Here is a 14,182-nt window from a genome sequence, read left to right as displayed (position 1 = left end):
TGGCACCCGAGGGGTACCGTTCTTTGCGTGGCAAGGCGACCGTGTTACCGATCGCCGGTTGTCAGCGCTACACTGCCAACGCATTCCATTGCAGCGGATTATTACCAGGTTTTACCAATGTTAAACTGGAACTGCTCCGCTTTGTCTCCATCGTATTTCTTAAACGGCTGGGCGTAAGAGAAGACCAACGGCCCCAGCGGTGACATCCATTGTAATGCGATACCTGCGGACATGCGAATGTTGCTCGGATCGCTGTAGTCCGGAACCCCCGCCGCACGCATCTGGGCGGTGTTCTCCCAGTTGGTGTCCCACACCGTACCTGCATCCATAAAGAAGGAGGTACGCACGGAGTTCGCATACTTATCACTGATAAACGGCGTAGGCGTGATGAACTCGAGGCTCGCCACGGCCATAGCGTTACCACCTACTGCGTCATCAGAGCTACATACTTGCTTAGGATCACGGCTTGCGCAGTTATCTTCGTCATTACCGCCGTAATAAACCGCTTTCGGACCAATGTTATTGGACTGGAAGCCACGCACGGTGCTTGAACCACCGGCGTAGAAGTTTTCATAGAACGGCAGTTCTTTGCTTCCAATACCGTCACCATAACCCCAACGGGTACGACCCAGAACAACCCACTTGTGATCTTCATCAATTGGGAAGTAGGACGCCGTATCCAGCGTGACCTTGTAGAACTCGTTATCCGAGCCCGGGATAGTCACTTTACCGTTCAGATTGACGCGTGAACCTTCCGTCGGGAAGTAGCCACGGTCAAGACGGTTGTAGGTCCAACCGTAGTTGAAGGTGAAGTCATCCGCGGCGAAACCGTTGTCATCGCTGGACGTACTCGCCGACTGACCGATGGAGTCCAGGTAACGCCACATCGCCACCTGCGGTTGCATGTTGGACAGGTCGTTATGCACGTACCCTAAACCTGCGCGCAAGGTGTTGTATTCGTTAACCGGGAAGCCAAGCGTACCATCCAGACCGTAACTCTTGTTGGTATACGAGGAGAGGTCCGCATCGTCCGCTTTAAAGTCGTTATAGAAGATACGACCGCCCAGGCTTACACCGTCAACGGTGAAGTATGGGTTGGTAACGGAGAACTCAGAGTAGGTCTGGTAGTCGTTTTTCGTCCCGTTGATACCGACAGAGTAGCCCGTACCCAGCCAGTTATCCTGCTGAACACCGACCTGGAAGCTCACGCCACTTTCAGTACCGTAACCAATACCGAAGTTGAAGCTACCGGTATTACGTTCTTTAACTTTATAAACAACATCAACCTGATCCGGACGACCTGGTACACGCTGAGTATCGGTATCGACCGTTTCGAAGTAGCCCAGACGGTTCAGACGCTCTTTACCCTGATCTACCAGATCGCTTCCCAGCCATGCCCCTTCCATCTGGCGCATTTCACGGCGCAGAACGGAGTCTTTAGAGGTATCGTTACCTTCGAAGCGGATCTTACGCACGTAGAAGCGGTTGCCCGCATCAACGTTAACGTGCAGCTTAACGGTTTTATCCGTGTCGTTAATTTCCGGCTGCGTTTGCACACGCGGATACGCATAACCATAACGGCCGAGCAGCTTCTTAATGCTGTCTTCCATTTTGGTGACTTTAGATCCGCTGTACAGATCGCCCGGCTGAATTTTGGTCAGAGATTCAATTTCAGCTGAATGTCCTGCCAGGTTGCCGCTGACTTCAACACCCGAAAGCGTGTACTTATCGCCTTCTGTGATGTTAACGGTAATGTAGATACCTTTCTTGTCCGGAGTCAGACTCACCTGAGTTGAATCGATGTTGAAACGGGCGTAACCGCGATCCAGATAGTAGCTGCGCAGGGTTTCAAGGTCACCCGCCAGTTTCTGTTTCTGGTATTTACGATCGCCTACCACATTCCACCACGGCACTTCGTCACGCAGCTGGAAGTTGGAGATCAGTTCGTCGGTGCTGAACGCGTGGTTACCCACGATGTTGATCTGCTGGATCTTCGCAGAAACACCTTCCTGGAAGACCAGTTTCAGGTCAACACGGTTACGTGGCAGCGGTGTAACAACCGCTTTAACGCTCGCGCTGTATTTACCGACGCTGTAGTAGAAATCTTCCAGACCTTTTTCAATGTCTGCAAGGGTTGTGCGGTCCAGAGATTCCCCCACACGAACACCCGATGCCTCAAGGTTCTGCTTGAGCATGTCATCTTTCACCGATTTGTTACCGGAGAAAGTGATGCTGGCAATCGTTGGACGTTCTTTTACCTGAACCACCAGCGTATCACCATCGCGCAGGACGCGGACATCCTCAAAGTTGCCAGTGGCAAACAGAGCACGGATGGTGTTACTGATATCTTCATCATTAACCGTATCGCCGGGGCGCACAGGCATACTGAGGAGGGCCGCACCAACGGCGACACGCTGAAGGCCTTCGAAATGAATATCTTTCACTACGAACCCGTCAGCACCGTATACGGTCGCGCTGCTAAACAGCAGCGACGCTATGAGCAACTTTTTCATCGCCATCGTTATTATGCGTTCTTCCTAACTAACTCTCTTACAACCGAGAGAAATCATTGAAAAGTGCAAGCCCCATTAACAGCACCAGCAAAATCGAGCCAATGCGATAACTAAAGTCTTGAACTCGCTCGGATACCGGTCCGCCTTTTAGCTTTTCAATCGCTAAAAACAGCAGATGGCCCCCATCTAATACGGGAAGCGGGAACAGGTTGATTATCCCCAGGTTCACGCTAATCAGCGCAAGGAACATGAGATAGTAAATCACCCCGAACTCCGCTGACATCCCAGCCCCCTGAGCAATCGAAATTGGCCCACTGAGGTTGTTCAGTTTCACATCACCGGTTATCAATTTCCCCAACATGTTGACCGTAAGCTTCATCAGCTGCCATGTTTTATCCGTGGCCTCAACGATGGCGCTAAACGGCCCATACTGGCGTATTGTCTTGTACTCATCTGGCAGTGGGATCACTTTCGGCACAACGCCTGCAAACCCTTCCGCCTTACCGCCGCCCGATTTGGTATCCGGGGTGAGAGTCAGTGAGAGCGAACTCCCCTGCCTTTCCACTTCCAGCGCGAGCGGCTTGCCTGGATTATCGCGCACCAGAGTAACAAAGGTCATCCATTGTGTTAATGGCTGACCATCGACTTTAACGATCCTGTCACCCGCTTGTAAACCTGCTTTACTCGCTGCCGATTTGGCCTGTACTTCGGCTAATACCGGCTCGATCTGCGCGCCGCGCGGTCGAATCCCGAGTGCGGCGACAGGGTCCTCTTTGTCTGGCTCAAAGCGCCAGTGGCGTAAATCCAGCACTTTTTCCTGCCGCTGGTCGGAACCAAAAGGTGATACGCTGACGCTTGTCTGCTCATCACCAATTTTGGCAACCAGTTGTAACCTCACGGCATCCCAATCAGGGGTTTCGATACCATCAATCGCTTTAAGTTCCATTCCCGGTGTAATTTGCGCCGTTGCCGCAATAGAACCCGTAGTGATTTCGCCCACGACCGGGCGCACGCCAGGCACACCGATGATAAACACCAGCCAGTAAGCGAAGATAGCGAAGATGAAATTGGCTACCGGGCCGGCAGCGATGATGGCAGCACGTTGTCCAACAGTTTTATTGTTAAACGCGCTATGGCGAAGTTCCGGGGCGACAGGCTCAACGCGTTCGTCGAGCATTTTGACATAGCCGCCCAGGGGAATCAGAGCAATGACAAACTCGGTGCCATGCTTATCGGTGCGCTTCCAGAGCGATTTGCCAAAGCCAATCGAGAATCGCTCCACCCGCACACCACAGCGCCGGGCAACCCAGAAATGGCCAAATTCATGCACGGTAATCAGTACACCCAGTGCAACAATGAACGCCGCCAGATTCCAGAGAATGCTCAGCATAAAACCTTCCGTTATATCGTCCCAAACACCAGTAAAAGCAGGCAAGCAAATACGGGAACAGCCGCGGTAAGGCTGTCAATGCGATCCAGTATTCCGCCATGTCCTGGAATCAGGTGACCACTGTCCTTAATCCCTGCTTCACGCTTAAACATACTCTCGGTTAAATCACCCAGCACCGATGCCAGCGCCGCGAAAATCGAACATACCAGCAGCGTCGAGGGGGCAACCTCAAGATTCGCCCAGACGCCATAGCCCCAGGAGATAATCGCTGCCGTAAACAGGCCGCCGATGAAGCCTTGCCAGGTTTTGCCCGGAGAAACCTTTGGCGCCAGTTTATGTTTGCCGAACAGTTTACCAAACATATAGGCCCCGGAGTCAGCCCCCCAGACGAGAATCATCACATAAAGCAGCCATATCGCGCCGCTGTAGTGGTTTTCGTCATAGTGCCAGGCGCGCAACGCAACCATCCCCCAGAAAAACGGAACAATCGTGAGCAGACCAAAAATAAGGCGCAACACTTTAGAGTTACGCCAGATCGCCGCAGAGCCCGGATAGAAAAGCACTAAAACAAGCGCAGCAATCCACCAGGCCAGCGATATCCATAAGGATCCGGCAACCAGCGGCTGGTGAACATCATGATGATATTCAGGCAAGGTATACAGCATCAGGGCCAGTAAAAAACCACAGAGTACCGCCAGCCATACCCGCTGAGTGCGCGAGGTAAAGCCGCTAAGCTGCCCCCATTCCCACGCGGCGAGCATACACACCACCAGCGTAACAATAGCGAATCCCACCGGAGGCAGTAAAAACAGCGCTGCGATGACGACGGGTATTAATACAAAAGCGGAAATCAGGCGATACTTCAGCAAAAGCTACCCCCATCAGGCGTTATCGCCACCAGGCTCGGTGCCGCCGAAACGACGCTCTCGATTGGCAAAGGCATGCAGCGCACCTTCAAAGTCTTGTTCATCAAAATCTGGCCAAAGAACATCCGTAAAGTAAAGTTCGGCGTAGGCAATTTGCCACAGCAAAAAGTTACTTATGCGATGTTCCCCCCCTGTCCTTATAACCAAATCCACGGGTGCCAGTTCATTCATGCAGATTTGCTGACTCAGCGCCTCTTCATCAATCTGGTCGGGTCTTAACAGCCCTTCCTGAACCTGCTCAGCCAAATGCCGAACCCCCTGGATAATATCCCAGCGTCCGCCGTAATTCGCCGCGATATTGAGCGTCAGGCCGGTATTATTTTCCGTCAGCGCTTCTGCTTTGCGAATCCGTTCCTGCAAACGTGAGTTAAAACGACTGGTTTCGCCAATAATACGCAAGCGGACGTTGTGGCGGTGCAGGCTTTTTACTTCACTATCGAGCGCCCACACGAACAGTTCCATCAACGCAGTCACTTCCTGCGCAGGTCGATTCCAGTTCTCACTGCTAAAAGCATAGAGCGTTAACGCATCAATGCCGTTATTGGCGGCAAAAGAGACGGCGCGGCGAACAGATTTCGCCCCAGCTTTATGCCCAAAGGCTCGTATCTTCCCTTGTCTTTTCGCCCAGCGGCCATTGCCATCCATGATGATTGCAACATGGCGACAGCCATGTGCTGGCAAGTTTTCGCTTATTGGTTGATTCGCAGACAACATAACGCGTTTTTAGTCCCTGAAAGGATTTAACGGTACACAGGAATACTGAAGCCTATACATAAAAAAGCCGTGTCAAACCACGGCTTACCTGACCACTTAAAGCCAAATACCTGCGATCAGGTGGCGCAGACTATATCACTGAAGCCCAACGCTAACAAATAGCACGACGACTAGTGCTTGCTTTATCACCAGCTTGCGAGACGTGTCACCTGTTTACGCGCAACAATGCGTGCCTGTTCATCCACGGCCAGCACCTCTTCCACGCTCTGCGGCTCACGCAAATCCATTATCTCCAGCACGGATAAATTCAACGCGGCGATGTCAGTAAAGCGGATCTGCTGATTCAGGAATGCTTCAACGGTCACTTCATTGGCTGCATTAAGCGCCGTTGTCGCCGCCTGCCCCTGATCGAAGGCCGTCATCGCCAGTTTCAGACAGGGATAACGGTCGTAATCAGGCTCGCTAAACGTCAGTGAACTCAGCTTACAAAAATCGAGAGGTTTAACGCCCGATTTAACGCGGTTTGGCCACGCCATCGTATGAGCAATAGGCGTACGCATATCCGGTTCGCCCAGCTGGGCCAGCACGCTGCCGTCCTGATAGCGCACCATCGAGTGAATCACCGACTGCGGGTGGATCAGCACTTCCATCTGTTTCGCCGACGCATTGAACAGCCAGCGAGCTTCAATGTATTCCAGACCTTTGTTCATCATGGTGGCCGAATCGACGGAGATCTTACGCCCCATTGACCAGTTCGGATGACGGCACGCCTGATCCGGCGTCATTGCGCTCAATTCAGACAGTGGCGTTTCACGGAACGGGCCACCAGACCCGGTAAGCAGAATCGACACAACGCCATTCTGCTCCAGGTCAGCGTACCCCAGGTTTTGTTGAAAAGGTTGAGGCAAACTCTGAAAAATCGCGTTGTGCTCGCTATCGACCGGCAAAAGACGCGCCCCACGCTGTTTTACCGCCTCCATAAAGAGGCGTCCACAGGTGACCAGCGACTCTTTGTTCGCAAGCAGGACATCTTTCCCCGCATCAATAGCGGCAAGCGTCGGCAGAAGACCCGCCGCCCCGACGATTGCCGCCATGACCTGATCAACTTCATCAAGCGCGGCCATATCGCACGCCGCCTGTTGCCCGCTGAGCACCTCGGTACGGCAGCCCTTCTCCTGCAACAGCGCTTTCACCTGGCGGGCGCTCTCTTCATCATCCATCACCGCAAAACGGGGGGTAAACTCCAGGCACTGTTCGACCATTCGCTGCACGTTTTTTCCGGCCACAAGCGCGGCTACGGTGTAGCTGTCAGGATTATGACGTACAACGTCGAGAGTGCTGCAACCGATAGAGCCGGTCGAGCCGAGGAGAGTGAGATGCTTCATGAGATGCCCAAAAGTTAGACCAGATAAAAGCAAAACGCCGCCAGCAAGACCCAATGTCCTTCTGAACGGCGTTTATCAGTGTACAGCGAAAATCAGAACTGCATCAGTTCCGCTTCTTTTTCTGCCAGCGCCGCATCAATTTTCTTGATGGCCGCGTCGGTCATTTTCTGAATGTCGTCCTGAGAACGACGATCGTCATCTTCACTGATCTCTTTTTCTTTCAGCAGGGCTTTCACTTTATCGTTCGCATCGCGACGCACGTTACGCACGGAAACACGACCCTGCTCAGCTTCGCCACGCACTACTTTGATCAGGTCTTTACGACGCTCTTCCGTCAGAGGAGGCAGTGGAACGCGAATATCCGCGCCGGCTGAGCTTGGGTTCAGACCCAGGTCAGATGCCATGATTGCTTTTTCAACGGCCGGGCTCATTGAGCGGTCGAACACGTTGATTTTCAGGGTACGGGTATCTTCTACCGTCACGCTCGCCAGCTGACGCAGAGGCGTTGGCGTACCGTAATATTCTACGATGATGCCATCCAGCAGGCTTGGGGAAGCACGGCCAGTACGGATTTTGCTGATTTGGTTTTTGAACGCTTCTACGCATTTTTCCATGCGTACTTCAGCATCTTTTCTGATGTCGTTAATCACGTTACGGATCCTTGAAAACTTGTCTCAGGCAGACTATCCGCCAGCACAGCGCTACAGGTGTGCTAAGTATAGTCGCGTTTAATTCATGACAACGCCAAAGGCGCGCCCGGGTAAGATACCACGTCGAAATAAAGCGGAATCTTACCTGTATTTATCGCCGACGGAAATTATTCCGTGATCAAAGTGCCTTCTTTTTCGCCCATAACAACGCGACGCAGCGCGCCTGGCTTGTTCATGTTGAAGACACGGATCGGTAGTTTGTGGTCACGAGCCAGCGTAAAGGCGGCAAGATCCATCACTTTCAGCTCTTTTTCCAGCACTTCGCTGTAGGTCAGCTGATCGTACATGGTCGCTGAAGGATCTTTTGCCGGGTCGGCAGTAAACACGCCATCTACTTTGGTCGCTTTCAGCACCACATCGGCTTCGATTTCGATACCGCGCAGGCAGGCTGCGGAATCGGTGGTAAAGAACGGATTACCCGTACCGGCGGAGAGGATCACCACGCGGTTGTTGCGCAGCAGGCTGATGGCCTCTGCCCAGCTGTAGTTATCGCATACGCCATTCAAAGGAATAGCGGACATCAGGCGAGCGTTCACATAGGCGCGATGAAGCGCATCACGCATCGCCAGGCCATTCATCACGGTTGCCAGCATACCCATGTGGTCGCCCACTACGCGGTTCATCCCCGCTTTCGCCAGACCAGCACCACGGAAAAGGTTGCCACCGCCAATGACCACGCCAACCTGAATACCCAGTTCGACCAGTTCTTTGATTTCCTGTGCCATGCGATCAAGGATGCTTGCGTCAATACCGAAGCCTTCCGATCCTTGCAGCGCTTCGCCACTCAGCTTAAGCAGAATGCGTTTGTACACGGGTTTTGCATTGGTAGCCATGTTTCTTTCCTGAGACTGTCAACGATTAAGATGGGGTTAATTCTGGCGACATGATATGTCGCAAATCAGCACAGCGATACTGGAGCCTGTCTGATTTCGTGAGACGGGTGACAAAAAGAAGCCGCCCTCAGGCGGCTCCTTTTCAATCATTAAGACTGCTTGGACATTGCAGCAACTTCTGCTGCGAAGTCAGTCTCAACTTTCTCGATGCCTTCGCCCACTTCGAAGCGGATGAAGCCAGTTACATCAGCGTTGTGCTCTTTCAGCAGCTGAGCAACAGACTTGCTTGGATCCATTACGAAAGGCTGGCCAGTCAGAGAAACTTCGCCGGTGAATTTCTTCATGCGGCCTTCAACCATTTTCTCTGCGATTTCTTTTGGCTTACCAGACTGCATCGCGATGTCCAGCTGAACCTGGTACTCTTTCTCTACCACTTCAGCAGACACGTCTTCTGGCTTAACGAATTCTGGTTTGCTTGCAGCGATGTGCATTGCCAGCTGTTTAACCAGCTCTTCGTCAGCGCCTTTAGCCGCAACCAGAACACCGATACGCGCGCCGTGCTGGTAAGAGCCCAGAACATCGCCTTCCAGGGAAGAAACGCGACGGATGTTGATGTTCTCACCGATTTTAGCAACCAGCGCTACACGCTCTTCTTCGAACTGTGCTTTCAGAACTTCAACGTCAGTGATTTTGCCTGCAACCGCTGCGTCCAGAACTTTGTTAGCAAATGCCTGGAAACCAGCATCTTTAGCAACGAAGTCAGTCTGGCAGTTAACTTCCAGAATGATGCCGTAGTTGCCGTCGATTTTGGTGATGATCACGCCGTCAGCAGCAACGTTGCCTGCTTTCTTAGCTGCTTTGATCGCACCGGATTTACGCATGTTTTCGATTGCCAGCTCGATGTCGCCGTTCGCTTCGGTCAGCGCTTTTTTGCAATCCATCATGCCTGCGCCAGTACGCTCACGCAGCTCTTTTACCAGGGATGCGGTAATTTCAGCCATTCTTAAATCCTCGGGAGATGTGAACTGCCCGGCCGGGAGCCAAACAGTATAAATTGAAAAAAGGGGCCGATAATGGGCCCCTATTCATACACGGTACTAATAAGGGGTAAAACCTTATTATTCAGCTTCTACGAAGCTTTCTTCCGCCTGAGAAGCCAGATCCTGGGAACGGCCTTCACGAACGGTAGCAGCTACAGCGCTCAGGTACAGGCTAACAGCACGGATTGCGTCGTCGTTACCCGGGATAACGAAGTCAACACCGTCCGGATCGGAGTTGGTATCAACGATAGCGAATACCGGGATACCCAGGTTGTTAGCTTCTTTGATTGCGATGTGCTCGTGGTCTGCATCGATTACGAACAGCGCGTCTGGCAGGCCGCCCATATCTTTGATACCGCCCAGGCTGTTTTCCAGCTTGTCCAGTTCACGAGTGCGCATCAGCGCTTCTTTCTTAGTCAGCTTATCGAAAGTACCGTCCTGAGACTGGGTTTCCAGATCTTTCAGGCGCTTGATGGACTGACGAACAGTTTTCCAGTTGGTCAGCATGCCGCCCAACCAGCGATGGTTCACGAAGAACTGGTCGCAGCTGTTAGCAGCATCTTTCACAGCTTCGCTTGCAGCGCGCTTAGTACCAACGAACAGAATCTTACCTTTACGGGAAGAGATCTTGTTCAGCTCAGCCAAGGCTTCGTTGAACATTGGTACAGTCTTCTCAAGGTTGATGATGTGAACTTTGTTACGTGCGCCGAAGATGAAAGGCTTCATTTTCGGGTTCCAGTAACGGGTCTGGTGACCGAAGTGAACACCAGCCTTGAGCATGTCGCGCATGGAAACAGTTGCCATGTTTAAAACCTCTATATTGAAAGTTGGGGTTATGCCTCCACGTATCCCATATTACCGACCCCGAAGGGCACCCCGGAATATGTGCCGATACGTGTGTGTTGTTACACAAAGTGAGATTTGTCGCTCCCGTCCAGCCTGTGTATCTGAGATGGATCGGAAGTCCGGCGCGCTTTATATCACAAAACACGGCCAGAAACCAATAATTGTTGGCGGAGTGTGCTGTTAATGATTCTCAATTTGGCACGGGGTGCGCCTGACTGATACCATTGACAACACTTACACTAGTATTGTCGAAAAAATCGACACCGATGGACAGATTACATGGCTATCTCTATTAAGACACCTGAAGAAATTGAAAAGATGCGCGTCGCCGGTCGTCTGGCCGCGGACGTGCTGGAAATGATCGAGCCGTTTGTGAAACCGGGCGTCAGCACTGGCGAACTGGATCGCATCTGTAACGACTATATCGTCAACGAGCAGCACGCGGTCTCCGCCTGCCTTGGCTATCACGGTTTCCCGAAATCCGTCTGCATCTCTATTAATGAAGTGGTTTGCCACGGCATTCCGGACAACGAAAAACTGCTGAAAGATGGCGACATCGTCAACATCGACGTGACCGTGATTAAAGACGAGTACCACGGCGACACCTCTAAGATGTTCATCGTTGGCAAGCCGACGATTCTGGGCGAGCGTCTGTGCAAAGTGACGCAAGAGAGCCTCTACCTGGCGCTGAAAATGGTGAAGCCGGGCATCCGCCTGCGCACCATCGGTGCCGCAATCCAGAAATTTGTGGAAGCGGAAGGTTTCTCCGTGGTGCGCGAATATTGCGGTCACGGTATTGGTCGTGTGTTCCATGAAGAACCGCAGGTTCTGCACTACGATGCAGACGACGGTGGCGTAGTGCTGCAAAAGGGCATGACCTTCACTATCGAACCAATGGTCAACGCGGGTGATTACCGCATCCGTACCATGAAAGATGGCTGGACGGTAAAAACCAAAGACAGAAGCTTGTCTGCCCAGTACGAGCATACTATTGTGGTTACAGACAACGGCTGCGAAATTATGACGTTGCGCAAGGATGACACCATCCCGGCGATACTGACGAACATTGAGTGATAAGAAGCCGGCGAATGCCGGCTTTTTTAATGGCGATAGCTTTTTCTTATGGGTGGCGCACGATGAGTAATCTCTTACCCGAACAGTATGCTAATACAGCACTTCCCACCCTCCCCGACCAGCCTGATAACCCGGGCGTCTGGCCACCGCATGAGCTGACCTGCGCGCATATCAAAGCCCACATGGAGGTTTTCCATCGCTGGCTGGGTAACGCATTTGACGCAGGCATTTCGGCCGAACAGCTCATTGAAGCGCGCACCGAATTTATCGACCAGCTCCTGCAACGTCTGTGGATCGACTACGGTTTCGGACAGGTGAGCGACGTCGCGCTGGTTGCGGTCGGCGGCTATGGCCGGGGTGAACTGCATCCACTCTCTGATATCGACCTGCTGATCTTAAGCCGTAAAAAACTGCCGGACGATCGGGCGCAGAAAATCGGTGAACTGTTGACCCTGCTCTGGGACGTAAAGCTGGAAGTGGGCCACAGCGTACGCACGCTGGAAGAGTGTCTGCTGGAAGGGTTATCTGACCTGACCGTCGCCACCAACCTGATTGAAACCCGCCTGCTGATTGGCGACGTTGCGCTGTTCCTCGAACTGCAAAAGCACATCTTTAGCGACGGCTTCTGGCCTTCGGAAAAATTCTTCGCCGCGAAAGTCGAAGAACAAAACCAGCGCCACCAGCGCTATCACGGTACCAGCTATAATCTCGAACCGGATATTAAAAGCAGCCCCGGTGGCCTGCGCGATATCCACACGCTGCAATGGGTCGCCCGTCGCCATTTTGGGGCAACATCGCTGGACGAAATGGTCGGGTTTGGTTTTCTGACCGAAGCCGAACGTAACGAACTCAATGAGTGTCTGCATCTGCTGTGGCGCATCCGTTTTGCCCTGCACCTGGAAGTCACCCGCTACGATAACCGCCTGCTGTTTGACCGACAGCTCAGCGTGGCGCAGCGCCTGAATTACCAGGGCGAGGGCAACGAGCCGGTCGAGCAAATGATGAAGGATTTCTTCCGCGTCACCCGCCGCGTCTCTGAGCTAAACCAGATGCTGTTACAGCTGTTCGATGAGGCGATCCTCGCGCTGACGGCAGACGAAAAACCGCGTCCGATTGATGACGAATTTCAGCTGCGCGGCACGCTTATCGATCTGCGCGACGAAACGTTGTTCATTCGCGAACCGGAAGCGATCCTGCGAATGTTCTACACCATGGTGCGCAACAGCACGATCACCGGGATCTACTCCACCACCCTGCGTCATCTGCGCCATGCACGACGCCATCTGAAGCAGCCGCTGTGTTACATCCCGGAGGCGCGCTCGCTGTTCCTGAGCATGCTTCGTCATCCGGGCGCCGTCAGCCGCGGTCTGCTGCCGATGCACCGTCACAGCGTATTGTGGGCCTATATGCCCCAGTGGTCGCATATTGTCGGGCAGATGCAGTTCGACCTGTTTCACGCCTATACGGTAGATGAGCACACAATCCGCGTCATGCTGAAGCTGGAAAGCTTCGCTAAAGAAGAGACGCGATCCCGCCATCCGCTGTGCGTTGATCTGTGGCCACGTCTGGCGCACCCGGAGCTGATCCTGATCGCCGCCCTGTTCCATGATATCGCCAAAGGTCGCGGCGGCGACCACTCCGTACTCGGTGCCCAGGACGTGCTGAAATTTGCCGAGCTGCACGGCCTGAACTCGCGTGAAACGCAGCTTATCGCCTGGCTGGTTCGCCATCATCTGCTGATGTCAGTTACCGCTCAGCGTCGTGATATTCAGGATCCGGAAGTGATCAAGCAGTTCGCCGAGGAAGTGCAAACGGAGAACCGCCTGCGCTACCTGGTCTGCCTGACGGTAGCCGATATCTGCGCCACCAACGAAACCCTGTGGAACAGCTGGAAGCAGAGCCTGCTGCGCGAACTCTACTTCGCCACCGAAAAACAGCTGCGTCGCGGGATGCAGAACACCCCCGACATGCGCGAGCGTGTGCGCCACCATCAGTTGCAGGCGCTGGCTCTGCTGCGCATGGATAACATCAACGAAGAGGCGCTGCATCAGATTTGGGCGCGCTGTCGCGCCAACTACTTTGTGCGCCACAGCCCAAACCAGCTTGCCTGGCACGCCCGGCATCTGCTGAAGCACGACCTGACAAAACCGATGATTCTGCTCAGCCCGCAGGCCACGCGCGGCGGGACAGAGATCTTTATCTGGAGTCCGGACCGGCCTTATTTGTTTGCAGCGGTCTGTGCCGAGCTGGACAGGCGTAACCTGAGCGTGCACGACGCGCAGATTTTTACCACCCGCGACGGCATGGCGATGGACACCTTTATTGTGCTGGAGCCGGACGGCAGCCCGCTGTCGTCGGACAGGCATGAGGGGATACGCTTTGGCCTCGAGCAGGCGATTACGCAGCGCAGCTGGCAACCTCCGCAGCCGCGTCGTCAGGCGGCAAAACTGCGCCACTTTACCGTCGATACCGAGGTCAATTTCCTGCCGACCCATACCGACCGTAAATCGTTCCTTGAGCTGATTGCGCTCGACCAGCCAGGGCTGCTCGCCCGCGTCGGTCAGGTTTTTGCCGATCTGGGAATTTCGCTTCACGGCGCCCGAATTACAACCATTGGCGAACGAGTAGAAGATTTATTTATAATCGCGACGGCCGACCGGCGTGCCCTTAATAATGACCTGCAACTTGAAGTGCAACAACGGTTGACAGCAGCCCTCAATCCAAACGATAAAGGGTGACGTGTTTTTTAGT

At 53.4% G+C, this 14,182-nt stretch carries 11 protein-coding genes; 2 read left to right on the top strand and 9 right to left on the bottom strand.

Going from position 1 to position 14,182, the window contains the following annotated elements:
- Positions 1-101 precede the first annotated feature (101 nt).
- The 9 genes from bamA to rpsB all read right to left on the bottom strand — a co-directional run bounded on the left by bamA (position 102) and on the right by rpsB (position 10,315).
- A complete protein-coding gene (gene bamA, locus ACJTMZ_RS13060) occupies positions 102-2,519 on the bottom strand; it encodes an outer membrane protein assembly factor BamA (protein ID WP_003856172.1) in 2,418 nt (805 codons plus the stop codon).
- Positions 2,520-2,550: 31 nt separating this feature from the next.
- Positions 2,551-3,903, bottom strand: a complete 1,353-nt coding sequence (gene rseP / locus ACJTMZ_RS13055) for a sigma E protease regulator RseP (protein ID WP_252010810.1) — start codon at positions 3,901-3,903, stop codon at positions 2,551-2,553.
- 11 nt (positions 3,904-3,914) lie between these two features.
- Complete coding sequence (cdsA, locus tag ACJTMZ_RS13050; protein ID WP_003856175.1) at positions 3,915-4,772, bottom strand: phosphatidate cytidylyltransferase; 858 nt, start codon at positions 4,770-4,772, stop codon at positions 3,915-3,917.
- Between the two features lie 12 nt (positions 4,773-4,784).
- Positions 4,785-5,543: a (2E,6E)-farnesyl-diphosphate-specific ditrans,polycis-undecaprenyl-diphosphate synthase gene (gene ispU, locus ACJTMZ_RS13045; RefSeq protein WP_003856176.1), complete on the bottom strand. Its 759-nt coding sequence runs from the start codon at positions 5,541-5,543 to the stop codon at positions 4,785-4,787.
- A gap of 185 nt (positions 5,544-5,728) precedes the next feature.
- Positions 5,729-6,928 (bottom strand): 1-deoxy-D-xylulose-5-phosphate reductoisomerase, encoded by a 1,200-nt coding sequence (gene ispC / locus ACJTMZ_RS13040; RefSeq protein WP_015572723.1) that lies wholly within the window; start codon positions 6,926-6,928, stop codon positions 5,729-5,731.
- Positions 6,929-7,020: 92 nt separating this feature from the next.
- Positions 7,021-7,578 (bottom strand): ribosome recycling factor, encoded by a 558-nt coding sequence (gene frr / locus ACJTMZ_RS13035; protein WP_017383739.1) that lies wholly within the window; start codon positions 7,576-7,578, stop codon positions 7,021-7,023.
- A gap of 167 nt (positions 7,579-7,745) precedes the next feature.
- The gene (pyrH, locus tag ACJTMZ_RS13030) at positions 7,746-8,471 is read right to left on the bottom strand and encodes a UMP kinase (protein ID WP_002889306.1); all 726 of its coding nucleotides are present in this window, start codon (positions 8,469-8,471) and stop codon (positions 7,746-7,748) included.
- 149 nt (positions 8,472-8,620) lie between these two features.
- Positions 8,621-9,472 carry a translation elongation factor Ts gene (tsf, locus tag ACJTMZ_RS13025; RefSeq protein ID WP_015572722.1) on the bottom strand — a complete coding sequence of 284 codons (852 nt, stop codon included), beginning with the start codon at positions 9,470-9,472 and terminating at the stop codon, positions 8,621-8,623.
- 117 nt (positions 9,473-9,589) lie between these two features.
- The gene (rpsB, locus tag ACJTMZ_RS13020; RefSeq protein WP_003856207.1) at positions 9,590-10,315 is read right to left on the bottom strand and encodes a 30S ribosomal protein S2; all 726 of its coding nucleotides are present in this window, start codon (positions 10,313-10,315) and stop codon (positions 9,590-9,592) included.
- A gap of 321 nt (positions 10,316-10,636) precedes the next feature.
- Here rpsB and map point away from each other — a divergent pair, with 321 nt between their 5' ends.
- Positions 10,637-11,431, top strand: coding sequence for a type I methionyl aminopeptidase (gene map / locus ACJTMZ_RS13015; RefSeq protein WP_032652626.1), 795 nt, complete (start codon positions 10,637-10,639; stop codon positions 11,429-11,431).
- Between the two features lie 62 nt (positions 11,432-11,493).
- On the top strand, positions 11,494-14,169 hold the full coding sequence (gene glnD / locus ACJTMZ_RS13010; protein ID WP_023295946.1) for a bifunctional uridylyltransferase/uridylyl-removing protein GlnD: 2,676 nt from the start codon (positions 11,494-11,496) through the stop codon (positions 14,167-14,169).
- Positions 14,170-14,182: the final 13 nt, after the last annotated feature.

Source organism: Enterobacter sp. DN, from assembly GCF_046054285.1.
Taxonomy (GTDB): Bacteria; Pseudomonadota; Gammaproteobacteria; order Enterobacterales; family Enterobacteriaceae; genus Enterobacter; species Enterobacter hormaechei_C.
The sequence above is the reverse complement of the archived record's forward strand: the minus strand, read 5'-3'. Positions and strand labels throughout refer to the sequence as shown.